The organism is Bradyrhizobium cytisi (genome assembly GCF_008123515.1).
Lineage (GTDB): Bacteria > Pseudomonadota > Alphaproteobacteria > Rhizobiales > Xanthobacteraceae > Bradyrhizobium > Bradyrhizobium cytisi.
The window spans coordinates 60083-84964 of record NZ_VSSR01000045.1; the positions used below are offsets into that span (position 1 = coordinate 60083).

Genomic DNA, 24882 nt, shown 5'->3' on the forward strand with positions numbered 1-24882 from the left:
GGCTCACGCCGCAGAAGCAGGGTCGGGACAGTTCGTCGCACGCTGCGCCTGGTCGCGTATCGTCTGCCAGAGACTGTTGTTGGTCGCCGTCGCAGCCGCCATCATCGCCGCCTCCGGTACTTTACGTACAGATCGAATATAGGCCGTGGGCAAGCCGCGCGCCACGCCACGTCAGCGGAACTGTCGCTATCCGAGCACCATGCCGCAGGTCCCCGTGAGGCTACGTGCTTGCAAGCCAGGCATCCGGGACCATATAATCCTTGAATTGTCGGCCGACGCAGCTTTGGCCGGGGGATGTTGACGCAAAAGCATCTCTTTTCGAGACCCCGCGGTGGTCAGCCATCCGCGGGTTTTTCGTACCCGGCGGCCCTCGCTGCCGACACGAGACCCCTCACCCAAGGTCACGCCTAGACATGTCGCCCAACGCGCCCACCGACGACCAACACGACGACATCATGTACCCCTCCGCCGTGCCGTTCCTGCTGGTCCATCTCGGCTGCATTGCGGCCATCTGGTCGGGCGTCACCTGGCAGGCCCTCGCGATCTGCGGCTCGCTGTATGTCGTGCGGATGTTTGGAATTGGCGCAGGTTACCACCGCTATTTCTCGCACAAGGCCTTTGCGACCGGCCGGGTGTTTCAGTTCATCCTGGCCTGGCTTGCGCAAAGCACCGCGCAGAAGAGCGTGTTGTGGTGGGCGGCCAAGCATCGGCACCATCATCTGCATTCCGATACTGAGCACGATGTGCATTCACCGCGTCAGCGCGGGTTCCTGTACAGCCATCTCGGCTGGATCTTTGACCGGCGGCACGACACGACCGACCTGGTGAAAGTCGGCGATCTCGCGGTCTATCCGGAGCTGATGTGGCTGCATCGGCTTGAGCTTCTGCCGGCCGTTGCGCTTGCGGTGCTCTGCTTCCTGGTTGCGGGCTGGTCGGGTCTGGTCGTCGGTTTCGTGTGGAGCACGGTGCTGGTCTATCACGCGACCTTCTGCATCAATTCCCTCGCGCATGTGCATGGACGCAAGCGCTACGTGACGGGCGACGATTCCCGCAACAACTGGCTGCTGGCGCTGCTTACCTTGGGCGAGGGCTGGCACAACAATCACCACGCCTACCAGAGCAGCGTGCGACAAGGCTTTCGCTGGTGGGAAATTGACGTGACCTATTACGTCCTGAAGGTGCTGTCCTGGTTCGGAATCGTCTGGAACATGAAGACGCCACCCGAGCTGGTGCTACGCAACGAGCAGCCGCTTGGCGCACGTGTCATCAATCGTGCGGCCCGCGAGCTTGCCGGGCGGTTCGATGCGCACGCTCTCGCGCACGCGATCTCGTCCGCGCTACAGCGGGCCGAACTGGCCGCGTTGCAACTGCCGACGCTGCAGGACATCCTCGATCGTGCGCATGACGGCGTCGATGCGCTGACACACCTGCATCTGCCGAGGATTCCGACCCGCGACGAGTTTCTCGCTGAAGCCAAGGCGATGTTCGCGCGGACCCGATCACTCAACGAGATCGTCGACCACGCCTACGAGCACTTCCTGACGTCGGTCCGCGCGCAGCTCGTGACAGTGCGCTGAGAAGCTCGCGGGGCCGCGTGGGAAGGGGTTCTATGGCGCCGCGCGGTCCTGAGCGTGGCTGTGGACGACACCGCAGACCTGGCGGCCGCAGGTCGGAGATGACAGTCGGGATCGACGGCACAGCTGCCATAAACGAAGCTGATATAGCCGAGCACCGCGAAGGCGGTCACGCCGAGCAATAGGCGGGTGGCGAGGTCCATAAGCGCCATCCAGACATCAGCAGCGCGCCTCAATGAGACGGCGCGCGCAAGTCTTAGTGCCGGATGAAGGGATCCAGGTTCTAGCCGGCCGTTAAAACCAAACCGCCCGCCTGCGGGATGCGCAGGCGGGCGGCTCGGGCCATCAGGACTTTGGGGGCATGCGCCTGAAGGCTTTGAGAGGTGTCGGCCCCGGGCTTAGCCTTGCGGCTGGTCGGTCGGCGGCGGCGGGGTCGGACGGGTCTTATGCTGGGCCATGAACTGGTCGAACTCTTCCTTGTCCTTGGCGTGGCGCAGACGATCGAGGAAGTTCTTGAATTCGACCTGCTCCTCCTCGAGCCGCTGCAGCGTCTCGGTGCGGTATTCGTCGAAGGCACGGTTGCCGGAGGACGGCGGGCCGAAGCCGAAGCCGAAACCACGGCGCTCCATGCGGCCGCGCATGCGGTCCATCTTGTACTGCATCCGCTCCATCTTGTTCTGCCAGCGATCCTGGTTGCTCCAGCACGACATTCTTCTGCTCCCGAGTGTGAAAAAGAGAAGGGCGAGTCCGATCGGCCACCAGATGATGAAGCCGAGGATGGTCACGGCAATCCAGCCGGGATGCCATGGCGTATCGAGCATGTGGGGCCGCTCATACTGTTGCTGTTGGTCCGAGGGGCCGCGCCAGCGATTGACATCAGCGGTGTAGGCCATTTCCCTTCTCCATCACGGCATCTGCCGTTGTGAATGTAAATAACATTTACATAGCTAGACCATCCCGCGATTTTGTCAAGCCGGCGGCCCGACAGGTCCGCGGAATTATTTGCGCAACTTTATTTCGGCTTGCCCCAAGGACCAGCTGGAGCACCGCCGGGCGGCACGCCAGAACCGGAGGATGCCTCCGGCGGCACCGGCGGCGGCTCTGCGCTTTTCGCCTGCGGCCGGCGGTCGGTCGGGAAGCCGAGGCCGCGCAGATAGATCAGCAGCTCGGCTTCGAGCAGCTCATCCGGGGACATCGGCAGTTTTCGGCGCGCGGCATCGCCACGCGAGAACAGCGAGGCCACGCCATGCGCCATCGACCAGATGTGCAGCGCCATCATCATCGCCGGCGGACGCGGCGTGTCGGGCGGGGCGAGCGCCGCCAGCCGCTCCGCGGCAGCGCGAATAACGTTAAAAGCGCGCTCGCTTGCGGCCTGCAGCGCTGCATTGGCATCGACCGGCAGGCCGGATTCGAACATTGCGTTGTAGAAAGCCGGCTCCTCGCGGGCGAAGGCGAGATAGGCCCGGCCGACCCGCTCGAACGCGGTGACGGTGTCGGGGCGCCCGTCGTCCCAGGCTGCCGTGAGACGCGATTCGAACTGCTCAAAACCGCGCTGGGCGATCGAGGACAGCAGCTCGTCGCGGTCGCGAAAATGCCGGTAAGGCGCGGCAGCACTGACGCCGGCCATGCGCGCGGCATCGGCGAAGGTGAAGCCGGCCGCGCCCTTCTCGGCGATCAGCCCGAGGGCAGCCTGCAACAGGGCTTCCTTCAGATTGCCGTGGTGATAGCCGCGCTCGGCGCGGCCCTGCTCCTTGCGCCAGCTCATGTGAACGACCTTTACATGAGCCGGCGGTCAAGGTCACTAGCGGCGATGGGGCTTGATCAACCCGTACTTCCACGGTCAGGCCAGGGCCGATGCGGCAGCATCGCGCCCGGACACGACGTTCTCGGACCTACATCTGCGGGAGGGCCAGCACGGGCATGACCTCGACGGCCTCGCCGGGAAAGATCGCGAAGTGCGGATGGTTCTCGAACAGTTTTGCAGCAGCCTCCTGCGAGGCAGCCCGCACCACCGTGAAACCGGTCAGCGCATTGCTGACCTCGGTGATGCCGCTCGCATCGATCTTGCGGGTCTTGCCGAGCGGACCGCCGATCTCGACGATGACGTCCTTGTGCTTCTCGACCCAGCCATGCCAGGCGGCCATGCCCTCGCGCTCCCTGGCCTTCCGTTCGGCCTCGGGAAGCGCGTTCCAGGCCGCCATTTTCGACCCGCTCATGCTGCCGAGGTAGACGGCGAGAAATTTGTGTTCGGCGCTCATCGGTTCTCTCCCATGTTGATGAATGGACGACAGCCGCGCTTCCGGCGCGACCGCCGTGGTTAGGTCTTCAGATCGTCGAAACCGGCGGCGGCCGCCTGCACCTCCGGCGGAAAGTCGGACATTTCCTGCACCTGGCGGATCTCGATGATCTCATTGGCCGAGGCCGGGCACTTCTTCGCCCAGGCGATCGCCTCCTCGCGCGAGCCGACCTCGATCATCCAGTAGCCGCCCAGCACTTCCTTGGCCTCCGTGAAGGGGCCGTCGGTCACGATAGGCACGCCGGTCGCAAACGAGACGCGGGCGCCCGTCGACGGCGGATGCAGGCCGTCCAGCGTGATCAGCACGCCGGCATCCTTCAGCGCCTCGTTGTAGCGCATCATCGCGGCGACGCGTTCGGGATCGAGTTGCACATCCGCCGGCGCGGTCTCGTAGCCGAGCGGGATCATCAGCATCATGAATCGCATGCGGTTCCTCATTGAGGACATAAGCGGGCCGCATGGCCCGCGCTCCCTGGTAAGACGAACGAGCTTTTACCAAGCAGACAGGGCCGTGAAAATTATTCGGAGGTCATTGCGGCGCTGGCCCCATATTCTGATCGCTCATCGTGGATCCCTTGCGCGGGACCGGCTAAACTGTCATGCCGCGGGTCCGAGCAAAGGACCACGTCATGACCTCCTCCCCCGCCAAAGTTGCCCTCATCACCGGCGCCGCGCGCGGGATTGGGCTGGCGACGGTGAAGCGCTTTCTCGCCGAAGGCTGGCGCGTGGTGCTGCTCGATATCGAGGGAGAGCTGCAGGCTGGCGCGACAGCGGCGTTGAACAATCCCGACAATACGCTGGCGATCACCTGCGATGTGTCGGACGCCGCCGCCGTGGGAGCTGCAATGGCCGCTATCATGAGCCGCTTCGGCCGGCTCGATGCGCTCGTCAACAATGCCGGCGTGGCCATGTTTGCGCCGGTGCTGGAGACCAGCGATGCCGACTGGAACAGGATCATGGCGGTCAACCTCACCGGCCCGTTCCTCTGCACCAAGGCGGCCGCCCCGCTGATGCGCGAGCAAGGCGGCGGCGCTATCGTCAACATCACCTCGATCTCAGCCGTGCGCGCCTCGACGCTGCGCTCGGCCTACGGCACCAGCAAGGCCGGGCTTGCGCACCTCACCAAGCAGCTCGCGGTCGAGCTCGCCTCGCTCAACATCCGCGTCAATGCGGTCGCACCAGGGCCGGTCGACACCGCGATGGCGAAGCAGGTGCACACCAGGGAAATCCGCGCCGACTATCACGACGCCATCCCGCTCAACCGCTACGGCCTGGAGGAGGAGCTCGCGGAAGCGATCTTCTTCCTGTGCTCGGAGCGTGCGAGCTACATCACCGGCCAAATTTTGGCCGTCGATGGCGGCTTCGATGCTGCCGGCATCGGCCTGCCGACGCTGCGCGGCGAACGGCGGAACGGGTAAATCTCGCAGGGTGAGTTAGCCCTGCAGATGCGCGATGCGCATCTGCTCGGCGTAACCCACCTCTTCTCACGCGGCGACAAAAGTGGTGGGTTACGCCAGCGGGACTGCGCTTCGCGCAGCCGCAGTGCTAACCCACCCTACCGGACCGCGGAACCGAGTTGGTGGAGACTTCATGCGACGCATTGCATTCGTCAAAGCCTGGATCTTCGCAACCGCCCTGCTCGCTTCTGTCCCGGCCAGGGCCGAGATCCGCATCATCCAGAGTCCCGGCGGAGAGGTCGGGCCGTTCCTCGATCTGTTCGAGAAGGTGCGCGAGAGCGGCGACCGCGTGGTGATCGACGGTCCCTGCCTGTCGGCCTGCACGCTGGTGCTCAGCATCGTGCCGCGCGAACGCATCTGCGTCACCAAGCGCGCCGTGCTCGGTTTCCATGCCGCGCGTTCGGTCGACCGGCGCGGCCTCTTCTATGCTGAGCCGGAAGCATCCGAAGCCGTGCTTGCGGCATATCCGGGCCCCGTTCGCGACTGGATCAGCCGTCGCGGCGGCCTCACCTCGCGGTTGCTGTTACTGAAGGGGCGCGACCTCGCCGCGATCTATCCGCGCTGCCGATGACAATTCGGTTGCAGGCGGCGGTGTGACCGCGATGAATCCTCCGCTGTCCGACGATTAGGCAATTCCCGGCGATTTCGGCCCTCCCGGAGCGAAATCCGCTTAGGTGCTTCGCAACGCGTGCACAATTTACGCGGTTTCCAGCTTTTTCCCAGCGCCTATGATGATGCAGGCCAGACCGAGACCCACCCGGCTCGCGATGGCTGCGGGACCGTCATATCCCAGCAGCGGCGGCGGAATATGGTGGTTCCACTTTTTCGAGATCGGTCATTTTCAAATAGCATCCATATGGAGTCCATCGATTTTCGCTATCGCCTGTCGGATCAGGGACGGATCGTCCTCGGCCCGCTGAGCTCCGAAGAAACCCTCGAATTCGAGGAGCTGTCGCGGCGCGACCGCGAGGGCCTGATCGACCTGACGTCGGAACTGCGGCTGCTCGAGTTGTACGTCAAGTACACCGGCTCGGACGCCAAGGTCTCGCTCGCGCCGTCGGAGCCGGCTGCGCACGTGAGTGAGACGCCGCGACGACGAAGGCCGTTGCCGCGACGACCGTCACGTCAGCGCGACTTTATTGTTCCCATGATGGTCGCGGTGGGCATGAGCTTCATGCTGATCGCGCTGTTCATCAGCTGATGCATGGCGTCATGCGCCGACAACCATACGCAGTGCACAGGGAGCCGTGGCCGTCTACTGAAAAACGACCTGCACCACCGGCGCGAGCTTCACGCTGGCGCAGATCAGCATTCCCCACAGAGCAAAATTGATTTGTAGCGCCGCCGCCATCGGTCGCTCCCTTCCAAGTCACGCCCCACCCTGATTTGTAGGTATTGTGAACAAAGTTAGCGATTCGGGCGCGAAGTTCACAGCCTAATCTTGCGCCAGTTGTTGTGCGATGCAATTCGCTTCATGTCACAAACCCGCTCGCGCTGTTCTCGCAAAGTGAATCGAGCGCACGAATCTCCTTTCGGCCATGCCGGTGTCGTCGTTTTCCCTTAAGTCCCGGGTAAGCGTCGCGATGCAAAGTTTTCCACGCGGATTTGCGTGGCGTAGCGCACGGCAGGTTCGGCATGGCTCGACATATTCTCGTCTTGCTCAGTTTTTGCGCAGCGCTCGCGGGATGCGCAAGCGCGCCGGCGGCGGAGCGTCGTCCGATCGCGTGGGACGGACTCGGTCAGGATCCCAATCGTTCTGCTGTCACAAAACGCCGCCTTGCGAATCACTCAGCACCTGAGAGCGATCCCAATGTTGAGCGGCAACGGGTGCTGGCCAGGCTGCGTCCCTATTCCGACGCATGGTGGGCCGTGCAAGACGAGATCGAGGCCGAGAACGACAGGCAACTCGGCTCGAAGCTCGTGATCTGCCGCAGCTGCGTGACGCAGCCGCCGGGAGAGGACGTGACCGGATCGATCCGCTGACGAGGCGCGCGCTCCCTCTCTCAAGACAATCGAGAGAGGAAGCGGCAGCCTAGGGAATCAGCCGGGCGTTGCGCTCACATTCCTTCGGCGGGGCAGTTCACCATCCAGGGAATGCCGAACTTGTCGACGCACATGCCAAAGCCCTTGGCCCAGAACGTCTTGCTGAAGGGCATGGTGACGGTGCCGCCGTCGGCAAGCGCGTTGAACTTGCGCTCGCCCTCCGCGGGGTCCGCGACCGTGACCGAGATCGAAAAGCCCTGCGGCTTTTGAACATGCTCGGGCGGCGAGTCTGAGGCCATCAACACGCTACCGTCGGGCAGCGACAGCCGCGCATGCATAATTGTCTTCTCGCGGCCGGGCGCGGCGGGCATGTCCGACGGCGCGTCCGACGCCCGCATCATGGCGTCGATCTTGCCGCCCAAGATCTTGGCGTAGAAGTTGAATGCCGCTTCGCAATTGTCCTGATAGAACAGATAGGGATTGAGCATCGTTTCTCTCCTCTTCGCTTGCTTGTCTTCGCTTCCTTGGCAGTTCCTTGGCAGTCCCTTGGGGCGGTGGCTGGTGCTACTTCTCGGTGAGCTTCTTCAGGCTGGCAAGGCCGGCCTCGAAGTCCTTGCCGATCATGGTGTCCATGTTGATGAAGACCTGCATCACCTTGGACATGAAGGGCGCCGGACCGTACATCGCCCACGTGACCAGTGTGGCATCGCCTTGCGGCATAAAGGTGAACTCGGCGGTGTTGTGGCCCTCGAAAGGCCGTTCGAAATCGAGCTTGATGCGGAGTTTCGACGGCGTGCTCGCCTCGAGGATCTCCATATGGCCGGCGCCGACATTGTTGTTGCCGTCCCAGGCATAGGTCGCGCCCTTCCCTGCCGCGGTTCCTCCGAAGGCGCGCTTCATGGCGGGGTCGCGCCCTTCATAGGGCGACCAGCTGGTCCAGAAGTGGAAATTGGAGACCAGCGGATAGATCGCCTCGGCCGGCGCCTTCAGCGCGAGCGAGCGCTCGACACGAAACGTGTCGGGTTTGGTGAGGGCGAAAACGAGGATGCCCGCGATCCCAACCGCGAGCAGGACAGCGACGATGGCAATGGCTTTGCGCATGAAGGACTCCCTGGATATGGGATTAAGACGAAGGGAGACGGCGGGAACCGACAATCGGCGGGACGAAATTTTGGGCCGTCACTTTGACCGTCGCTTGGCCATCACTTGGCCTTCGCGCCCTGCCTGGCGCCGCCATTGGCTCCCTTCGGCTGGCTGTCCCGGATCAGGCGATCAATGTGCATGCGGATGTGGGCGGCCTCGGCCGAGGTGTTGGCCAACGCGATGGCGCGGTCGAAGGCGATGCGGGCTTCGTCGTTGCGCCCGAGCTGCATCAGGAAAGCGCCGCGCACGCCGTAAAAATGAAAGTAGTTGGCAAGTTTTGGCGCCAGCGGCTCGATCAGGTCGAGCGCGGCCTGCGGCCCGCGCACCTTGGAGACCGCGACCGCGCGGTTGAGCGTCACCACCGGCGAGGGCTGCACCACTTCGAGCGCACCGTAGAGCAGGTCGATCTGGGTCCAGTCGGTCTCCTCCGGCGTCGCCGCACGCGCATGCAGCGCGGCGATCGCGGCCTGGATCTGGTAGGGCCCGCTGTGGCGATGGCGCATCGCCTTGTCGATCAGCGCGAGGCCCTCCGCGATCATGGTGCGGTTCCACAGCGAGCGATCCTGGTCGTCCAGGAGAATGAGCGAGCCGTCCTTGGCGAAGCGCGCGGCGCTGCGCGCGTGCTGCAACAGGATCAGGGCAGTCAGGCCCATGATCTCGGGCTCGCCCTGGAACAAGCGCAGCAACAACCGCGCCAGCCGGATCGCTTCCTCGCACAACGGCTTGCGGATCTCGGCAGTGTCGCCGCTTGCCGAATAGCCCTCGTTGAAGATCAGATAGATCATCGCGGCGACACCGGCGAGGCGTTCGGAACGCTCGATCGCGCCGGGCGTTTCGAACGGCGTTCCGGCTTCCGCGACTTTCGCCTTGGCGCGGGTGATGCGCTGCTCCATCGCCGCATCCGAGACCAGGAAGGCGCGCGCGATCTGCTTCACGGTCAGGCCGGAGACGATGCGCAGCGCGAGCGCGATCTGCTGCGTCGCCGGCAATTGCGGATGGCAGCAGATGAACATCAGCCGCAAGATATCGTCGCGGTAGTGCGAGCCGTCGAGCCGTTCGGCGAGCGCCCCTTCGGCGTCGTCGAGATCCGAGATCGCCTGGTCGTCCTCGGGCAGCGGCTGCTGCTTGCGGGTACGGCGCACCTCGTCGATCGCGACGTTGCGGCCGACCATGATCAGCCAGGCTGCCGGATCGCGCGGCGGCCCGTTCTGCGGCCAGGTTTTCAGCGCACGCAGGCAGGCGTTCTGAAACGCCTCCTCGGCCGTATCGAGATCGCGAAAATAGCGCAGCAGCGCACCCACCGCCTGCGGACGCGCCGAGGTCAGCGCGGTCTCGATCCAGCCGGTATCGGCCTCGCTCACGCCGAAATTCCTCCGGGCCGGAATACGCCGACGGGCCGCACCTCATAGGCGCCGCCGGGATTGGCCGCGCCGAGGTCGCGCGCGACGTCGAGCGCCTCGTCGAGGTTCTTGCAGTCGACGATGTAGAAGCCGAGCAATTGCTCCTTGGTCTCTGCATAGGGGCCGTCGAGCACCAGCGGCGGGTCTTCCTTGCGCAAGGTCGCCGCCGCCGTGGTCGGCAGCAGCCGGGCGACGGGCCCGAGCCGGCCCTGCTGCGTGAGCTTATCCTGCACCACGGCGAGCTTCTTCATCACGGCCTCGTCCTGGTCCTTGCTCCAGGAGCCAACGAAGTCCTCGTCGTGATAGCAAAGGATCGCATAAAGCATGGGCAGCACCTTCCCTGAACGCTTGTTTTAAAGACGATCCACTATGCCCCGCCCCGACAGGGCTGCGGAAAAAATTTGCGAGAAAAATCCGGCAGATCGTGCCAAGGAGAGCCTTCAAAAGCGGAACCTTATGAGGCACTTCGAATGACCCTGGGCATACTGGCCGTCCTGATCAACAGCACGCAGCAGAACTGGCTGCCGGAGCGCTGGAAGGCCCGATTCGACGCGGTCTGCGGCGGCCGCCGCGTGGTGCTGCTGCCGGATGCCGGGCTCGATCCCGCCGAGATACACTATGCCGCGGTGTGGAAGCCGGTACCGGGCGACCTCGGCTCTTTCCCCAATCTGCGGGCGATCTTCAATCTCGGCGCCGGTGTCGATGCGCTGATGGCGGACAAGAGCCTGCCCAACGTGCCGCTGGTGCGTGTCGCCGTGCCCGACCTCACCAACCGCATGACCGAATATGTCGTGCTGCACGTGCTGATGCACCACCGCCAGGAGCTCTACCTGCGGGACTCGCAGCGCGCGAAACGCTGGGAGCCGAAATATCAGTGGCCGGCGAGCGCGGTCACGGTCGGCGTCATGGGCCTCGGCACGCTCGGCGCAGACGCGGCCGATGTGCTGCGGCAGCTCGGCTTTCGCGTCGCCGGCTGGAGCCGCAGCCCGCGCTCGATCGAGGGCGTCGAGTGCTTCCACGGCACGGCCGGAATGGATGCGTTCCTGCGCAAGACCGACATCCTGGTGTCGCTATTGCCGCTGACGCCTGACACAAACGGCATCCTCAACCGTGACGTCTTCACAAAGCTCAACCGTGCGAGCCCGCTCGGCGCGCCGGTGCTCATCAATGCCGGCCGCGGCGGCTTGCAGAACGAAGCCGACATCCTCGCCTGCCTCGACGACGGCACGTTGGGTGCGGCCTCGCTCGATGTCTTCGTCCAGGAGCCGCAGCCGAACGACAGCCGGTTCTGGACCCATCCCAAGGTCATGCTAACCCCGCACAACGCCGCCGACACCGACGCGGATGCGATCTCGGCCTATGTCGCCGAGCAGATCGCAAGGTTCGAGGCGGGTGGCGCGCTGGAGAATGTCGTGGATCTGGGGCGGGGGTATTAGGGCTCCTCAGCGTCTCTACCTCACACTACCCCGTTCTCCACCTCGTTCACGCTCTCTTAGCGAGAAGTTGATAGGCATTGTTAATCAACGCTCAACGAACGAGTCGGACATGCGCGCGAGCCTCGGCCTCAGGATGCGGATTACGGTTGCGCTGGCGCTGACGGCGGCGGCGACCGCGCTGATTGCCGTACTCGGGGCCATGTGGATCATCGCGGGCATCATCGACCGCGCCGACCAGCGCGAGCTGCGCAGCCATTATGATGCGCTGCTGTCGCGGATCGCGGAAGAGTCCCATCGCGCCGCCGCCATGAGCGCCGTCGTGGCCGCGATGCCGGCGACGCAGGAGGCGATGGCCAAGCAGGATCGCGAGGCGCTGGTGCGCTTGTTCGGGCCGGTGTTTGCCGCCACCAAGTCGGAATACGGCGTCGAGCAGTTCCAGTTCCATACGCCGCCTGCGACCTCCTTCCTGCGCGTGCACCAGCCGGCGAAGTTCGGCGACGACCTCTCGAGCTTCCGCAAGACGGTTGTCGACGCCAATCAGGAGCACAAGGTCGTGATCGGCCTCGAAGGCGGCGTCGCCGGGCTCGGCATCCGCGGCGTAGTACCGATTGCACAAGCCAGCAAACATCTCGGCTCGGTGGAATTCGGCCTGAGCTTCGGCCAGTCCTTCCTCGACGATTTCAAGCTCAACCGCCATGTCGACATCACCTTCCATCTCGCCGATGGCGCGGGCTTCAAGCTGTTCGGCGGCACGCTGAAGGGCAAGAGCTTCTTCGACGCGGCAGATTATGGCCGCGCCGCCGGCGGCGGCTTCACCGTGAAGCAGGGTAAGCTCGACGCGACGCCGATCGCCGCGCTGCTCGGGCCGATCAAGGACTTCTCCGGAAAACCGCTCGGCGCCGTCGAGCTGGTGATGGACAACGCCGATTACGTGGCCTCCGCCGACCGTGCGTGGATGCTCGCAATCGCCATCGCCGCGCTCGGGCTCGTGCTGGCTGCGATCGTCGGCTATCTCATCGCCCGCGGCATCTCGCGGCCGATCCTCTCCATCACCAGCGTGATGCGCGAGCTCGCCGACGGCCGGCTCGACGTCGCGGTCCCCGAAAGCAAGGCGAACGACGAGGTCGGCGCGATGGTGAAGGCGGTCGCGGTATTCCGTGACAACGCCGTCAATTTCAGCAAGCTCCAGGCCGATCAGCTCGAGGCCAAGGCGCAGTCCGAGGCCGAGAAGCGGCGCGCCTTTGCAGCGCTCGCCAACAATTTCGAGGCCAGCATCCGCGACGTCGTCACCACGGTGTCCTCGGCCGCGGTCGAGATGGAGCACACCGCGCGCTCGATGTCCGATATCGTCGAGCAGTCGCGCAATCGGACCCGTGCGGTGTCGTCGGCCTCGGCGCTCGCCTCGGAGAACGTGCAGACGGTGGCGGCCGCAGCGGAAGAGCTGTCCTCGTCGATGACCGAGATCAGCCGCCGCCTTGCCCATGCGACCGAAGTGGTGGGCAAGGCCGCCAGCGACGGCCGGCAGTCCAACGAACGGGTGCAGAGCCTGGCAGAGGCCGCGCAAAAAATCGGTGACGTCGTCTCCTTCATCAATGGCATCGCCGGGCAGACCAATCTGCTGGCGCTGAATGCGACGATCGAGGCCGCGCGCGCGGGCGAAGCCGGTCGCGGCTTTGCGGTGGTCGCCTCCGAGGTCAAGGCGCTCGCGACCCAGACCGCGAAGGCGACGGAAGAGATCGGCGCGCAGGTGACGGCCGTTCAGGGCGAAACCACCGGCGCCGTCGAGGGCATCCAGTCGATCTGCGCGACGATCCAGCAAGTCGACGAAATCTCCGCCGCGATCGCGGCAGCCGTCGGCCAGCAAGGTACGGCGACGCAGGAGATCGCGCAGAACGTCCAGCAGGCCGCCGCGCGCACCGGCGAGGTCTCGCAGAACATCGCCGGCGTCACCGACGGCATCGCCGCCACGGGCACGGCCGCGGAAGAGGTACTGGTCTCGGCGATCGAGCTGTCAAAGCAGTCGCAGCGCCTGCGCGACGAGGTGGATCGTTTCCTCGCACAGATCCGGGCAGCGTAACGGGGCTAAGGCTTAAGCTTGGCTCCCACCATCACATCAATTGCGCCATTCACAATGGCCTCCAGCTCCTTGCGCGAGACGCGCGCGCGGGAGCGGATAGCAATCGAGTGCACAGTTGCGGATGCAAGCTGCGCCAGCACGACCGGATCGGCACTCTCCGGCAGCTCGCCCTTCTCCCTGGCGCGGCGAAAGCAATTCGCAAAAGCCTTGTCGAGATCGGTCAGCCCCTCCAGCACCATGGCGCGGATCTCGGGATCGCCGACCGCTTCGGAGGCCGCCGTCACCACGGTAAAGCAGCCGCGAGGACCGGTTTCGCCGGAGAGATAGATGTTCAGCGCGCATGCGAAGATGCCCTCCAGGCGCTGACGCACCGGCATCTCCTCGCGAAAGATCTCGGCCATCGAGGCGCGCGCGTCGTCGCGGTAGCGCTGGTAGCTCTTGATGTAGAGCTCGCGCTTGTCGCCGAAGGCGCCATAGAGGCTCGGCCGGTTCATGCCAGTGGCTTCGCTGAGATCGTCGAGCGACGTCGCGGCAAAACCCTGCCTGCGAAACAGGTCGAGCGCCTTGCCGAGCGCGACGTCGGGCTCATAGCCGCGCGGCCGTCCGCGGCGCTTTGGCTCGCCGCGGCGCTCGGGCGCAGTGGCAGCAGCTGGCGGCTTCGATTTTTGTACCATGTCGCAATTAATCCTTGACCGCACCCATAATATGCAAGATGGTACAAAAATCAATCTGGCCAGGTTGAGCGACACTCACAAAGAGAATTGCCCAAGGAGGCCCACGATGGATCTTTATTTCTCCCCGCTCGCCTGCTCCATGGCGACGCGCGTCGCGCTCTATGAAGCCGGCGCCGAGGCGAATTATCTCGAGGTCGATCCGCCGACCAAGAAGGTGCTCAACGACGGCTCCGACTTTCGCACCGTCAATCCGATCGGCCTGGTGCCGACGCTGCGCACCGACGAGGGCGTGGTGCTGACCGAGAACGCCGCGATCCTGCAATATGTCGCTGACCGATTTCCGCAGTCCGGCCTCGGCGCGGCGGCGGGCATCGATCGGACGCGCTTACATCAATGGCTCTGCTTCATCGGCACCGAGCTGCACAAGGGCCTGTTCATCCCCGTGCTCGACCGCAAGGCGCCGCAGGAGGTCAAGGCCTATGTGCTGGAGAAAAACCTGTCGCGGCTCGACTATCTCGATAACTACCTGAAGGGCCGCGACTACCTGCTCGACCATTTCAGCGTTGCCGACGCCTATCTCGTCACGGTCATCAACTGGACCATGGCGACGCCGCCGATCGAGCTCGCCAAATGGCCGAACGTGAGGGCCTATTACGAGCGGCTACGGACGCGGCCCTCGATCGCGAAAGCGATCGCGGAGGAGTTCGAGCTGTACAAGGTCGAGCAGGCGCGGAAGAAGGCGGCGGCGTAGCGACATTCGGACTCCGTCCCGGCCACCCCGGCCGGGGCGGCGACGGAAACATCGCGTCTGCTCTGGACCGCGCCTGGCGCCCGCAGCTACCTCGGCGCTTGCAGTATGACCCCATAGCGGCCGTATATTCGATCGATCGTTCCGTCGTTTCGCAAATGTTCAAGCGCTCCGTCGATGGCTTCGCGCAACGCATCATCCGGACGGACCATGCCGACGGCGACATTCCAGTTGAGATCAGCCACGCTCTCGTCGCGATCCAGGATGCGGAGTGCCTTGTCCGGATGCGTCAGATTGAAATAGCTCGCCGCCGTGGGCGTGACCGCGGCAGCGTCGATCTCATGGTTCGACACGGCGTCGAGGCTGTCGCTCTCGAAGCCGAAGGTCGATGTGGGCACGTGCCGCTGACCGATGATCATGGCTGCGACGGATCCGACCTGCACCCCCACCTTGGTATGCTGGTTGAGGCCCTGGAACGAGGCGAGCGTGCTGGATGACGGCACGGCGAGTGCGACGCCCGTCCGATAATAGGGCTTGGAGATCCTCAAGCGGGTTTCGCCTTGCGCTTCACGGTCGGCGATAACGTCCAGAACAATGTCGCAGCCGGCGCTACGCATTTGGTACTGCGTGATGATCCAGTCGAGCCGCAGCGAGACACCGAGTTCGCGTGCCAGCGCCTGGCCCAACTCGACCTGAAAGCCGGGCGGATCGCCGGCCTTGCGCGCAAAGGGAAGCGAGTTGGGATGCGCGCATAGCCCGATCTCGCCACTCGAGCGGATCGCGTCCAGGGTTCGCGCCTGCGCCGGTCCCGATAGAACGATGGCGGCACACACGATGACCGGGACAATTGCCTTCATTACGCGTCCTCATTTGGATGGATAGGGTTCTCGGCGGCTCAGCCCTCGTGCGGCTTGAGTTGCCGGATGTATGTGATGATCTGGTCGATCTGCGCGTCGCTGAAGGTCTCGCCGAATGCGGGCATCGCACCTGGCTTACCGTTCTTGATGCGGCTGCGAAGATAATCATCGTCGTGGGTCGTATTCATGAGCTGCGGCCCCTTGCCGGCCGCGCGCCCCCCATCGGAATGACACCAGCCACAGGTCGTTGCAAACAACTGCCCGACGTCGAATGTCTCCCCGTCCGGCGCAGGAGTGGCAGACTGCGCATGGACCGGCACGGCACATGCCACCGAGACGGCCAGTGCCGCCGGCAGCAACGTCATTTTCCCCAAATTCGATTTCACGGGGTCCCGCTCCGTTTTCGCAAAGCCGCATCAGGCACTGAAATGCGTCGGGAGCGGGAGTGTCCCCGCTCCCCGACAGGTCTTCCGAGGGACCTATTTCAAGCTGTAGACGATCAGCGCGCCATCGTCGCGCGGCATGCTCTTGTAGACGCCGCCGAAGGTCGGCGCGTAATCGTCCGATGCCATGCCGCCAAAGCCGGCGGTCACCGCGATATACTGCTTGCCGCCGGCGGAGTAGCTGATGATTCCGCCCTGATGGCCGGTGCCGTCAGAGTGATTCCACAGCTCGGTCCCGGAATCGGCATCGTAGGCATGAACTGTGCCCCGCGAATCCGGCACGAACACGAGATTGCCTCCGGTCGACAAGACGCTTCCGAGCGGTGGCTCAGGGAAGCGGACTTCCCACTTCTTGGCGCCGGTGATGGGGTCGCGCGCGTCGAGATGGCCATAGATTTCACCGCCAGGCGGCGGCGCGATCTTGAAGTCGGCGCCGATGTTGAGCTGAGCCTGAGGAGCAACGATCGGAGTCGTCTTCAGAACCTCGAGCGTCATGCACCATTCCTGGCCGAGCTTGTAATAGAGCCCCGTCTTCGGGTTGTACGACCCGGCGTTAAAGCTCACCCCACCGGAAATGTGCGGGCACAACGGCTCGGAAACCTTGCCGGCGGAGAAGTCGCGACGACCGATCAGCTCACCCGTCTTGGGATCAATGTCCTTCACAAAATTGCTGTTCTGGGTGATCCGCCAGACGTTCTTCAAACCGAGATTGCGGTCATAGACGAAGATGTAGCCGCTCTTGTTCGGATGAACCACGTACTTCTGGCCGTCGCGCTCGAGCATCACGAACTCGCCGACCGCGCTGTCGAAGTCCCAGGCGTCGTGCGGCAGTTCCTGATGGTAGAATTTCAGCTTGCCGGTATCGATATCGAGACCGATCACCGAACTCGTATAGAGATTGTCGCCGGGACGCGCACCTTGCGTCTTGTAATCAGCGCCTGACCAATCGTAGAGCGGCGCCGGGTTTGCGGTGCCCCACAGGATGGTGCTGGTCTCCGAATCGTAGGTGCCCGGCATCCAGCCGCCACCACCGCCGGTCCGCCAGGAATCGCTGCCCCAGGTCTTCATGGCCTCGTCGGTGCCTGCGACCGTCAGGAACTCCCACTTCTTCTTGCCGGTGGCGGCATCCACAGCGAAGATCGGGCCACGGCCCGGCCATTCACCACCTTGCGCGCCGATAATCACGCTCCCCTTCGCGTAAAGCGGCGCGCCGGTGAAGCCGACCGTGAGCTTCTGCGAGTCGATCAGCTTGGTGTCCCAGAGGACCTTTCCCGTCTTCGCATCCAGCCCGATGAGACGACCATCCATCGTACCGACGAAGACCTTGCCTTCACCGAGAGCTACGCCGCGGTTGTAAGGAGAGTGGGTCTGTCGGCTGATCAGCGCCTCATCCAGCTCCGGAAAGAACGACCAGATCACCTCGCCCGTCGTGCCGTTCAGCGCAAAGACACGGCTGTAAGAACCCGAGTAATAGAGCACGCCGTCGGCCACGAGCGGCATTGACTGCAGGCCACGCGTCGATCGTCCGGGAATGTGTATCCAGGCTACGCCCAGATTGCCGACATTGTTCGCATTGATCTGCGCGAGCGGGCTGTAGTGATAGGATTTGTATGAACCGTGATAGGTGAGCCAATCGTTCTGACCGCCGGCCTCGATCCGGGCCGTATCCACGGTTTGAGCCAACGCCGCCGACGCCGCAAGCGTCGCGCCGACAAGAACAGGTAAACCCGAGTTAAGCCACTGCTTCCTCATATGCACTTCCTCCCGCTTTCGTGTTTATGGATTGCGTGATGAGCGCCGCTGCGAGGGGCGTCTGCAGTTCAGTACGCGTCGATTGCTCTCCATCGGACATGATCTGCCAACGAATATCCCCGCCTTTCGGCGCATATCGCCAAAGGAGTTCGTTCAACGGAGTGATTGCTATTGCGCTTCTGCTCGCAGGCATAACGTACGCCGGAACGCAGGGAGTGCAAAGACGGAACGCATGCGCGGCGCGAATTCGACGCGCGAGGGCCCATTTGAAACGGCAGCGGCACTGACCGTTTCATCTCAATCCGCCAATCCCGGACTGACGCGGGTTAGCCGTAAAGCACTTTCGGCACCATCATGGCGATGCTCGGCCAGGTCGTCGGCAGCAGCACGAAGTCGATCATCATGCTGAGATAGAGCGGCGCGACACAGGCGATGGAGTCGAGTCACCTCACCCCGCACGCCCATAGATCGCAGCGGCATTGTCTGAAGACACCAATCCGCTTTCGAGGTCGTCGCGCACGCTTTCCGGCATACGCTCCCGGGGATCGCCGATCCCGGCGCCACCCGGCGTCATCACCACCAGGCGATCATCGCGCGGCACGGTCTGAAAGCCCTTGCCACGCATCTTCTGGCCGGACTTCAGGCCGACATAACCAGCCTCGCCGTTCTGGCCGCCATCGCGTCCGCGTGGCGGATGGTCGATGCGATCGAAGGCAGCGAGGATGTCGAAGGGCGCATCGATGCCGGTGCCGACCTCGATGATCTGGCCGAGGCCGCCGCGGGTGCGTCCTGCCCCGCCGGAATCCGGGCGCAGCTCCTTGCGCCAGAAGATCAGCGGCGTCTGCGTCTCCGCGATCTCGACCGGCGTGCCGCGCACGCCGCTGGGATAGGCGGTGGCCGACAGCCCGTCCTTACCGAAGCGCGCGCCGGTGCCGCCATTGCTGGTGACAGCCATCGAGAACCCGTAATTGCCGCCAGCCCCCGAGCGGGTCTGTCCGCGCACATTGAGATTCCACAGGCACGAGGTGCCTTCCGCCGGCACGCGCTCGGGAATGATCTGGCGCAGGCAGCCGAACACCACGTCGGGCAGCATCTGGCCGACGATGTGACGCGACGCCACGGGCGCCGGCTTCGGCGCATTGAGGATCGCGCCAGCAGGCGCCGACACCGTCAGCGGCGAGAGCGAGCCGGCATTGTTCGGGATCTGCGAGGCGACGACGCAACCGAGGCCGAACACGGTATAGGCCGTGGTGTAGGAGAGCGGCACGTTGATGCCGAACTTCGAGGCGGCCGAGGTGCCGTCGAAATCGACGTGAATGCCAGTATCCGAGATCGTCAGCGTCGCCGCCAGCGTGACCGGCGCGTCATAGCCGTCGACCACCATGCTGTTGCGCCACGTCCCCTTCGGCAGCTTCGCGATCTCTGCCAGCACCGCCTCGCGCGAGCGGTCGCAGATGTAGTCGCCGAGCTCGTCGAGCGTCTCGATCTCGAATTCGGTCATCATCTCGACCAGGCGCTCGCAGCCGACATCGTTGCAGCCGGCGAGCGAATAGGTGTCGCCCTCGGTATCGATCGGCAACCGCGTGTTGGTGCGGATCATCGCCATCAGCGTCTCGTTGACGACGCCCTGGTCGATCAGCTTCAGCATGGGGATGTAGAGCCCCTCCATGAACACGTCGGTGGCATCAGGCCCGAAGCCGATGCCGCCGATGTCCATGAGATGGCTGGTGCAGGAGAACAGCGCGACGATTTTGCCGTCCTTGAAGCAGGGCGTGGTGACGACGAAGTCGTTGAGATGGCCGGTGCCCATCCAGGGATCGTTGGTGATGTAGGCGTCGCCTTCCTTCATCGTCTCCAGCGGGAAATGATTGATGAAGTGCTTGACCGATTCCGCCATCGAGTTGACGTGACCGGGCGTGCCCGTCACCGCCTGCGCCAGCATTCGCCCCCTGAGGTCGAACACGCCGGCGGAGAGATCGCCGCATTCGCGCACGATGGGGCTGAAGGCGGTGCGCAGCAGCACCTGCGCCTGCTCCTCAACCACGGCGATCAGCCGGTGCCACATGATCTGAAGGTCGATCAGGCTCGCGCCACTTGCCTTGCTCATGATCAGGCCGCCTTTCGTTCCATGACGATGCTGCCGGCACCGTCGATATGGGCGTCAAAACTGTTCGAGACGAAGGTGGAGGTCTCGTCCTCGGCGATCACGGCAGGACCCGCAATCGTCGCGCCCGGCGCCATGTCCTCGCGGCGATAGAGCGGGATCTCGATCACCTTGCCTGCGCGGCCGTCGAAGAATCTGCGGCTGCCGGAGGCTTTATCCGCGGGCTTGCGTGTCACGGCCGCAACCGTGGGCGGATTGCGCGCTTCGGTGGTCGCGAGCACCGACCAGCTCAGCACCTCGATCGCCGCGCCCGGGATCGGACGCTCGAACATCGCCGAATAGTCCGCCTCGAATTTTTGGCGCAGGCCGGCGAGATCGGCTGATGTCAGCGGCCGGTTCGGCAGCTCGACGGTGATCTCGTGGCCCTGGCCGACATAGCGCATGAAGGCCGCGCGACGTTCGCGCACCAGTTGGCCGGCAGCGCCGGGCTCGACCAGCGCACGTGCTTCGGTCACCATCTCCTGAAGCAGGTCGGAGACCGCGCCCGTGTCGAAGTCATCGAGCCGGACGTGGCGGCTACGCACGAGTTCATAGGCGATGGGAGCCGCAAGGAATCCGACCGCCGAACCGACGCCGGCATTCGAGGGCACGATCACCCGGGAGACACCGATCTTCTCGGCGACGCGCGCGGCATGGAGCGGCGCGGCACCGCCAAAGGCGATCAGCGTGTGCTGGCCAACGATCTCGCCGCGTTCGACCGCGTGCACGCGCGCAGCGCTCGCCATGTTCTCGCAGACGACCTCGTGCACGGCATAGGCCGCAGTTTCCGCCGACAAGCCAAGCGGCTCGCCGACGCTGCGTAGCAGCGCTTGCTTCGAAAGCTCTGAATCTAGCTTGATCGTGCCGCCCGCAAAAGCATCGGGATCGATCATGCCGAGCGCAACGTCGGCATCAGTCACGGCCGGACGCTGGCCGCCGCGGCCGTAGCAGGCCGGTCCCGGTTCAGAAGACGCACTCTCGGGGCCGACGGTGACACGCTTCATGGCGTCAACATGGGCGATCGAGCCGCCACCGGCGCCGATCTCGACCATCTCGATCACGGGGATGCGCACCGGCAGGCCTGAGCCTTTCAGGAAGCGCGCGGCGCGATCGACCTCGAACACGCGCGAGGTCTCGGGTTGATATTTTTCGATCAGGCAGATCTTTGCGGTGGTGCCGCCCATGTCGAAGGACAGCACCTTGCTCTCGCCCAGACGCGCCGCAATCTGCGCCGCGAAAATGGCGCCGCCGGCAGGCCCGGATTCGACAAGACGCACCGGAAAGCGCCGCGCCGTCTCGATCGAGGTGACACCGCCGCCGGAGGTCACGAGATAGATGGCGCCGCGGTACTGCTCTATCTGCAAGGCGTCCGACATGCGCGCGAGATAGCCGTCGATCAGCGGCTGCACATAGGCGTTGGCGACCGCCGTCGAGGTGCGCTCGTATTCGCGGATCTCCGGGCACACCGCGGAGGACACCGTCACGGAGATGCCGGGCATCTCCTCACTGATGATCGCAGCCGTGCGACGTTCGTGCTCGGGATTGGCGTAGGAATGCAGGAACGCGATCGCGACACTCTCGACATTCAGCTCACGCAATTTCGGCGCGAGCGCGCGCACGGCTGCTTCATCCAGCGGGAGGCGAACCGCGCCGTGCGCGTCGATGCGCTCTGGCACGGTGAAGCGCAGGCTGCGCGGCGCCAGCGGCTTCGGCTTGTCGATGCCGAGGTCATACTGGTCGTAGCGGCTCTCGGTGCCGATATCGAGCACGTCGCGAAAACCGTCGGTTGCAATCAGCGCGGTCTTGGCGCCGCGCCGCTCGATGATGGCGTTGGTCGCGAGCGTCGTGCCGTGAATGAACACGTCGATGTCGCTGATGTGCGCGCGCGCATCGGTGAGGATGAGCCGCATGCCATCCAGCACCGCCTGCTCGGGCCGCTGCGGCGTTGTCAGCAACTTGCGCGTTTTGCGCACCTCACCCACGTCCAGCACGATGTCGGTGAACGTGCCACCGATATCAACGGCAAGCCGCATTTCGGCTCCCTCAAACATTCCAAAATTCTCCGTGCTGATCGTCAAGGTCGGGGTGAAAACGCAGCAAATTCCATGCCATCGAGCGTGCCGGCGACGCTGCGCCCGGCTATTCTGCTTGGCACCCATGCAATAGGCAAGACGTGTTCGCTTCGCGCGAGTTCAGAGCAGGAATGCAAGCGCCGCCTCGCAGCGCTCCTCGACCTTGAGCGTCAGCAGATCGTCGGCGCGGGTGCGTCCAAGATTAACCGCGGCGATCGGAATCTGACGATCTGCGGCAGCCTTCACGAAGCGGAAACCGGAATAGACCATCAGCGATGAGCCGACGATCAGCATGGCGTCGGCCTGCGACAGATGATCCTGCGCGGTCGCGACCACGTCGCGCGGGACGTTCTCGCCGAAAAACACCACGTCGGGCTTGAGGATGCCGCCGCAGGCTTCGCAAGGAGGCACCTTGAACGACGAGAAATCCGCATGCTCAAGGTCGGCGTCGCCGTCAGGCGCGTCCGCCGCATCGAGCGTCAGCCATTCCGCATTGGCGCGGCCGAGCGCATCCTGGAATTCGTTGCGCGGCGTCTTAGCCCCGCAGCCCATGCAGCGGACGAGATCGAGCCGGCCATGCAAATCGATCACCTGCCGGTGGCCGGCGGACTGATGCAGCCGGTCGACATTCTGGGTCAGCAGCATGCCGCAGCGCCCGCTCGCCTCGAGCCGCGCGAGCGCATGATGCGCATCGTTCGGCCGCGCCTGGCCGAACCGCCGCCAGCCGATCAGGCTGCGCGCCCAATAGCGCTGGCGCGTCTGCTCTTCCGACATGAAAGCCTGGAAGTTGACCGGCTGGGTCCGCTTCCAGTTGCCGTGGCTGTCTCGGTAATCGGGAATGCCCGAATTTGTGCTGCAGCCGGCGCCGGTCAGCAAGAACAGATTTTCGTGGCGGCCGACGAAATCTTCGAGCGGAGGGTTTGCCAGCGGAGGTTTTGCCATGGCGCAGATGTAGTCTGCGCAGGCCGGTTTTGCCAGATCAGCACCGTTCCGACGGCTCGAATCCCGCGATCAGCTTCACGAGCTCGCTCTGCCGCGCCGTGCCGGTCTTGCGGAAGACATTGTGGAGATGCGTCTTGACGGTGGCCTGCGTCAGCCCGAGGGCCTCGGCGAGGGCCTTCACCCCGCTCACCTTCATGACGCCATCGAGCACACGGATCTCGCTGGCCGTGAGATTGTAGAGCTTTGCCAGCGCTTCGAGCGGCGGCGGGCTTGCAGGCGAGGTCTTGCGGACGAAGACGGCGGCCACCGCCGAATGCAGCGCCCCGGTGCGCCGGCGGTCGCCCGAGGTCAATGGCAGCACATCGACAAACCAGCGGCCCTGCGCGCTGACGATCGGAATCGAGCCGCCGTTGTCAGAGGTGGCATTGCCGTTCTCGGCGGCGAAAAGCGCCTCGCGCAGCGCACGCTGGGCGTCGGGCGCCGTCGCGGCCAAGGCTCCCTTCCGCTCGATGACCAGCCCGCCCTGATCGAGGATGAGCCGAGCCGGCTCATTGGTGAAGACAAGGCGTCCATTGGGACCGACCAGGAAGACCGCGGCCGCCACACTGTCGAGCGTCTGGGTCAGCACCGCCTGAGCCGACTTGCTCTGATCGAACAACCGCCCAATCGACACGGCTCGCTGGAAATGCGGCACGATCAGCGCAAAGCGGCGCCGATTGTCTGGATCGGCGAGGCCGTCCTTTTCATGCAGCCGGACGCTGACGATCGATGAATTGGTGGCCCCTTCTCCAGATTCGACCCGAGCGCATCGATCATGTCCTGTGGCTTCATCCACTCTTCATAGAAGCGCGTCTCCGCCATTTCCTCGAACGGGACGAAATCGGTGGATGCATAGACGAGACCAGCCTCGCAGAAAGTGGCGGCTGGAAAGCACGGATTTAAGGGAAGATATTTCTCGAGATAGAGCCTTGTGTAGTGCGGCTCTTCATTGAAGAGGTGCAGCACCGCGGTTTGCTCGGTGGCTGCGTCGTGCCAGAACAAGGCGCCGGAGGAGCCGCCGACGAACAGGCAGGCCTGCTCCAGGGCACGGGGCCAAAGTGCAGGGTCGAGCGCGGCATCGTAAATCAGGCCGATCAGCTCTGACAGCAGAGCAGCTTCAGACGTCACAACCAGCTCTTCATCATTCCGAACAATTTGCAGGGCATTCGCGCCTTCAGTCGCACTGTACCACAAGGTGCATGACCGCTGCAAAACTCCGCATGCACGAATATTGAGAAGCGCGTTGCGCGATGAAGCGGCATGGCGCCGCCAGTTGGACTCAAGGGGCGGACCGCCCTGCTCCATCGTTGAGCAAAGCCGCGTCAGTTCCGTTCACCATCACTGCGTCGCGGACGGGGCCGGCTGTTTTGCAGGCACGCTCGGTTTCGGCGGCGTGGATTGCTTCTGCGAGACGACGGCCTTGCCCGGCGGAGCCTCAGGCGCCGGCGGCGCCACGGGGGCGGATTGGCCGACCGACAAGGAAACACCGAACACGCGCCATTGCCCTTCGACCGGCGCAAACAACAGCTCGAAGTTCACCTGCGACGGCACCGACGGAAAAAATCCTGCCATGTGCAGGAGACCGTTCGGCTCGATCTGCGGCAGCAGCGACAATTGCGGATCGATGACAGCGACGCCGGAGAGATCGAGCTTGTCGCCGCGCTGCTTGGCAAATATCTCCGCAAGCTTTGCGGCGGTGTTCGTCTGGAATCCGGGTGCGCTGAGATCGCGCAGCACGGTGTAGTTCCCGGTCTTGTTGGCGTGGCCGTCGCCGGGCCGCAGCGGGCGCGCCTGACGTCGGCGGCGGCGCCTGGTCCGGCGGTGGCGCGGCCGGCCTCAATGTTGA

General features: G+C 64.3%; 26 protein-coding genes. 8 read left to right on the forward strand and 18 right to left on the reverse strand.

Annotated features, from left to right (window positions below):
- Positions 1-413 precede the first annotated feature (413 nt).
- Positions 414-1577, forward strand: coding sequence for an acyl-CoA desaturase (locus tag FXB38_RS27175; RefSeq protein WP_148754009.1), 1164 nt, complete (start codon positions 414-416; stop codon positions 1575-1577).
- 395 nt (positions 1578-1972) lie between these two features.
- Here FXB38_RS27175 and FXB38_RS27180 read toward each other — a convergent pair whose 3' ends face one another.
- From FXB38_RS27180 to FXB38_RS27195, 4 genes are all read right to left on the reverse strand, one after another.
- Complete coding sequence (locus FXB38_RS27180) at positions 1973-2467, reverse strand: DUF2852 domain-containing protein (protein WP_148754010.1); 495 nt, start codon at positions 2465-2467, stop codon at positions 1973-1975.
- A 119-nt stretch (positions 2468-2586) separates the two neighbouring features.
- Positions 2587-3339: a TetR/AcrR family transcriptional regulator gene (locus FXB38_RS27185; protein ID WP_148754011.1), complete on the reverse strand. Its 753-nt coding sequence runs from the start codon at positions 3337-3339 to the stop codon at positions 2587-2589.
- A gap of 127 nt (positions 3340-3466) precedes the next feature.
- Positions 3467-3832, reverse strand: a complete 366-nt coding sequence (locus FXB38_RS27190; protein WP_148754012.1) for a YciI family protein — start codon at positions 3830-3832, stop codon at positions 3467-3469.
- A gap of 59 nt (positions 3833-3891) precedes the next feature.
- Positions 3892-4296: a YciI family protein gene (locus FXB38_RS27195; RefSeq protein ID WP_148754013.1), complete on the reverse strand. Its 405-nt coding sequence runs from the start codon at positions 4294-4296 to the stop codon at positions 3892-3894.
- Between the two features lie 203 nt (positions 4297-4499).
- Here FXB38_RS27195 and FXB38_RS27200 point away from each other — a divergent pair, with 203 nt between their 5' ends.
- The 4 genes from FXB38_RS27200 (at position 4500) to FXB38_RS44900 (ending at position 7310) form a co-directional block, all read left to right on the forward strand.
- On the forward strand, positions 4500-5288 hold the full coding sequence (locus tag FXB38_RS27200) for an SDR family NAD(P)-dependent oxidoreductase (RefSeq protein ID WP_148754014.1): 789 nt from the start codon (positions 4500-4502) through the stop codon (positions 5286-5288).
- Positions 5289-5460: 172 nt separating this feature from the next.
- Positions 5461-5898 carry a hypothetical protein gene (locus tag FXB38_RS27205; protein ID WP_148754015.1) on the forward strand — a complete coding sequence of 146 codons (438 nt, stop codon included), beginning with the start codon at positions 5461-5463 and terminating at the stop codon, positions 5896-5898.
- 117 nt (positions 5899-6015) lie between these two features.
- Positions 6016-6528, forward strand: coding sequence for a hypothetical protein (locus tag FXB38_RS27210; RefSeq protein WP_246230175.1), 513 nt, complete (start codon positions 6016-6018; stop codon positions 6526-6528).
- Between the two features lie 626 nt (positions 6529-7154).
- Positions 7155-7310 (forward strand): hypothetical protein, encoded by a 156-nt coding sequence (locus tag FXB38_RS44900; RefSeq protein WP_347340241.1) that lies wholly within the window; start codon positions 7155-7157, stop codon positions 7308-7310.
- A gap of 74 nt (positions 7311-7384) precedes the next feature.
- Here FXB38_RS44900 and FXB38_RS27220 read toward each other — a convergent pair whose 3' ends face one another.
- The 4 genes from FXB38_RS27220 to FXB38_RS27235 all read right to left on the reverse strand — a co-directional run bounded on the left by FXB38_RS27220 (position 7385) and on the right by FXB38_RS27235 (position 10179).
- A complete protein-coding gene (locus FXB38_RS27220) occupies positions 7385-7798 on the reverse strand; it encodes a VOC family protein (protein WP_148754017.1) in 414 nt (137 codons plus the stop codon).
- Between the two features lie 76 nt (positions 7799-7874).
- Positions 7875-8411 carry an SRPBCC family protein gene (locus FXB38_RS27225; RefSeq protein WP_148754018.1) on the reverse strand — a complete coding sequence of 179 codons (537 nt, stop codon included), beginning with the start codon at positions 8409-8411 and terminating at the stop codon, positions 7875-7877.
- Between the two features lie 101 nt (positions 8412-8512).
- The gene (locus tag FXB38_RS27230; protein ID WP_148754019.1) at positions 8513-9814 is read right to left on the reverse strand and encodes an RNA polymerase sigma factor; all 1302 of its coding nucleotides are present in this window, start codon (positions 9812-9814) and stop codon (positions 8513-8515) included.
- Positions 9811-10179, reverse strand: a complete 369-nt coding sequence (locus FXB38_RS27235; RefSeq protein WP_014492384.1) for a YciI family protein — start codon at positions 10177-10179, stop codon at positions 9811-9813. The genes FXB38_RS27230 and FXB38_RS27235 overlap by 4 nt, the downstream gene beginning before the upstream one ends.
- 144 nt (positions 10180-10323) lie before the next feature.
- Here FXB38_RS27235 and FXB38_RS27240 point away from each other — a divergent pair, with 144 nt between their 5' ends.
- Entirely contained in the window at positions 10324-11289 is a 966-nt protein-coding gene (locus tag FXB38_RS27240; RefSeq protein ID WP_148754020.1) for a 2-hydroxyacid dehydrogenase, read from the forward strand.
- A 109-nt stretch (positions 11290-11398) separates the two neighbouring features.
- The gene (locus tag FXB38_RS27245; protein ID WP_187435175.1) at positions 11399-13366 is read left to right on the forward strand and encodes a methyl-accepting chemotaxis protein; all 1968 of its coding nucleotides are present in this window, start codon (positions 11399-11401) and stop codon (positions 13364-13366) included.
- Between the two features lie 5 nt (positions 13367-13371).
- On the opposite strand, the gene FXB38_RS27250 is transcribed toward FXB38_RS27245, so the two are convergent.
- Positions 13372-14040: a TetR/AcrR family transcriptional regulator gene (locus tag FXB38_RS27250; RefSeq protein ID WP_148754021.1), complete on the reverse strand. Its 669-nt coding sequence runs from the start codon at positions 14038-14040 to the stop codon at positions 13372-13374.
- A gap of 106 nt (positions 14041-14146) precedes the next feature.
- Here FXB38_RS27250 and FXB38_RS27255 point away from each other — a divergent pair, with 106 nt between their 5' ends.
- The gene (locus tag FXB38_RS27255) at positions 14147-14791 is read left to right on the forward strand and encodes a glutathione binding-like protein (RefSeq protein WP_148754022.1); all 645 of its coding nucleotides are present in this window, start codon (positions 14147-14149) and stop codon (positions 14789-14791) included.
- Between the two features lie 86 nt (positions 14792-14877).
- Here the strand turns inward: FXB38_RS27255 and FXB38_RS27260 are convergent, their stop codons facing one another.
- The 9 genes from FXB38_RS27260 to FXB38_RS27295 all read right to left on the reverse strand — a co-directional run bounded on the left by FXB38_RS27260 (position 14878) and on the right by FXB38_RS27295 (position 24773).
- A complete protein-coding gene (locus FXB38_RS27260) occupies positions 14878-15645 on the reverse strand; it encodes a substrate-binding periplasmic protein (protein WP_148754023.1) in 768 nt (255 codons plus the stop codon).
- Between the two features lie 38 nt (positions 15646-15683).
- Complete coding sequence (locus FXB38_RS27265; protein ID WP_148754024.1) at positions 15684-16031, reverse strand: c-type cytochrome; 348 nt, start codon at positions 16029-16031, stop codon at positions 15684-15686.
- 93 nt (positions 16032-16124) lie between these two features.
- Positions 16125-17840 carry a pyrroloquinoline quinone-dependent dehydrogenase gene (locus FXB38_RS27270; RefSeq protein ID WP_148754025.1) on the reverse strand — a complete coding sequence of 572 codons (1716 nt, stop codon included), beginning with the start codon at positions 17838-17840 and terminating at the stop codon, positions 16125-16127.
- 448 nt (positions 17841-18288) lie between these two features.
- Positions 18289-19947 carry a hydantoinase B/oxoprolinase family protein gene (locus tag FXB38_RS27275; RefSeq protein WP_148754026.1) on the reverse strand — a complete coding sequence of 553 codons (1659 nt, stop codon included), beginning with the start codon at positions 19945-19947 and terminating at the stop codon, positions 18289-18291.
- A gap of 2 nt (positions 19948-19949) precedes the next feature.
- Positions 19950-22034 carry a hydantoinase/oxoprolinase family protein gene (locus tag FXB38_RS27280; RefSeq protein ID WP_148754027.1) on the reverse strand — a complete coding sequence of 695 codons (2085 nt, stop codon included), beginning with the start codon at positions 22032-22034 and terminating at the stop codon, positions 19950-19952.
- Between the two features lie 141 nt (positions 22035-22175).
- Positions 22176-22997, reverse strand: a complete 822-nt coding sequence (locus FXB38_RS27285) for an NAD-dependent protein deacetylase (protein ID WP_148754028.1) — start codon at positions 22995-22997, stop codon at positions 22176-22178.
- Between the two features lie 37 nt (positions 22998-23034).
- Complete coding sequence (locus FXB38_RS44020) at positions 23035-23655, reverse strand: helix-turn-helix transcriptional regulator (protein WP_246230177.1); 621 nt, start codon at positions 23653-23655, stop codon at positions 23035-23037.
- Between the two features lie 38 nt (positions 23656-23693).
- Positions 23694-24341, reverse strand: a complete 648-nt coding sequence (locus tag FXB38_RS44025; RefSeq protein WP_246230179.1) for a hypothetical protein — start codon at positions 24339-24341, stop codon at positions 23694-23696.
- Positions 24342-24374: 33 nt separating this feature from the next.
- A complete protein-coding gene (locus FXB38_RS27295; protein WP_430640192.1) occupies positions 24375-24773 on the reverse strand; it encodes a hypothetical protein in 399 nt (132 codons plus the stop codon).
- Between the last annotated feature and the right edge of the window lie 109 nt (positions 24774-24882).

Excerpts from the sequence above, each read along its gene's own strand:
- FXB38_RS27260 (WP_148754023.1), bottom strand. The coding sequence starts at position 15,645 with ATGAAGGCAATTGTCCCGGTCATCGTGTGTGCCGCCATCGTTCTATCG.
- FXB38_RS27225 (WP_148754018.1), bottom strand. The coding sequence starts at position 8,411 with ATGCGCAAAGCCATTGCCATCGTCGCTGTCCTGCTCGCGGTTGGGATC.
- FXB38_RS27175 (WP_148754009.1), top strand. The coding sequence starts at position 414 with ATGTCGCCCAACGCGCCCACCGACGACCAACACGACGACATCATGTAC.
- FXB38_RS27200 (WP_148754014.1), top strand. The coding sequence starts at position 4,500 with ATGACCTCCTCCCCCGCCAAAGTTGCCCTCATCACCGGCGCCGCGCGC.
- FXB38_RS27280 (WP_148754027.1), bottom strand. The coding sequence starts at position 22,034 with ATGTTTGAGGGAGCCGAAATGCGGCTTGCCGTTGATATCGGTGGCACG.
- FXB38_RS27185 (WP_148754011.1), bottom strand. The coding sequence starts at position 3,339 with ATGAGCTGGCGCAAGGAGCAGGGCCGCGCCGAGCGCGGCTATCACCAC.
- FXB38_RS27195 (WP_148754013.1), bottom strand. The coding sequence starts at position 4,296 with ATGCGATTCATGATGCTGATGATCCCGCTCGGCTACGAGACCGCGCCG.
- FXB38_RS27180 (WP_148754010.1), bottom strand. The coding sequence starts at position 2,467 with ATGGCCTACACCGCTGATGTCAATCGCTGGCGCGGCCCCTCGGACCAA.
- FXB38_RS44025 (WP_246230179.1), bottom strand. The coding sequence starts at position 24,341 with ATGGAGCAGGGCGGTCCGCCCCTTGAGTCCAACTGGCGGCGCCATGCC.
- FXB38_RS27190 (WP_148754012.1), bottom strand. The coding sequence starts at position 3,832 with ATGAGCGCCGAACACAAATTTCTCGCCGTCTACCTCGGCAGCATGAGC.
- FXB38_RS27235 (WP_014492384.1), bottom strand. The coding sequence starts at position 10,179 with ATGCTTTATGCGATCCTTTGCTATCACGACGAGGACTTCGTTGGCTCC.
- FXB38_RS27205 (WP_148754015.1), top strand. The coding sequence starts at position 5,461 with ATGCGACGCATTGCATTCGTCAAAGCCTGGATCTTCGCAACCGCCCTG.
- FXB38_RS27275 (WP_148754026.1), bottom strand. The coding sequence starts at position 19,947 with ATGAGCAAGGCAAGTGGCGCGAGCCTGATCGACCTTCAGATCATGTGG.
- FXB38_RS27245 (WP_187435175.1), top strand. The coding sequence starts at position 11,399 with ATGCGCGCGAGCCTCGGCCTCAGGATGCGGATTACGGTTGCGCTGGCG.
- FXB38_RS27240 (WP_148754020.1), top strand. The coding sequence starts at position 10,324 with ATGACCCTGGGCATACTGGCCGTCCTGATCAACAGCACGCAGCAGAAC.
- FXB38_RS27220 (WP_148754017.1), bottom strand. The coding sequence starts at position 7,798 with ATGCTCAATCCCTATCTGTTCTATCAGGACAATTGCGAAGCGGCATTC.
- FXB38_RS27270 (WP_148754025.1), bottom strand. The coding sequence starts at position 17,840 with ATGAGGAAGCAGTGGCTTAACTCGGGTTTACCTGTTCTTGTCGGCGCG.
- FXB38_RS27250 (WP_148754021.1), bottom strand. The coding sequence starts at position 14,040 with ATGGTACAAAAATCGAAGCCGCCAGCTGCTGCCACTGCGCCCGAGCGC.
- FXB38_RS27255 (WP_148754022.1), top strand. The coding sequence starts at position 14,147 with ATGGATCTTTATTTCTCCCCGCTCGCCTGCTCCATGGCGACGCGCGTC.
- FXB38_RS27285 (WP_148754028.1), bottom strand. The coding sequence starts at position 22,997 with ATGGCAAAACCTCCGCTGGCAAACCCTCCGCTCGAAGATTTCGTCGGC.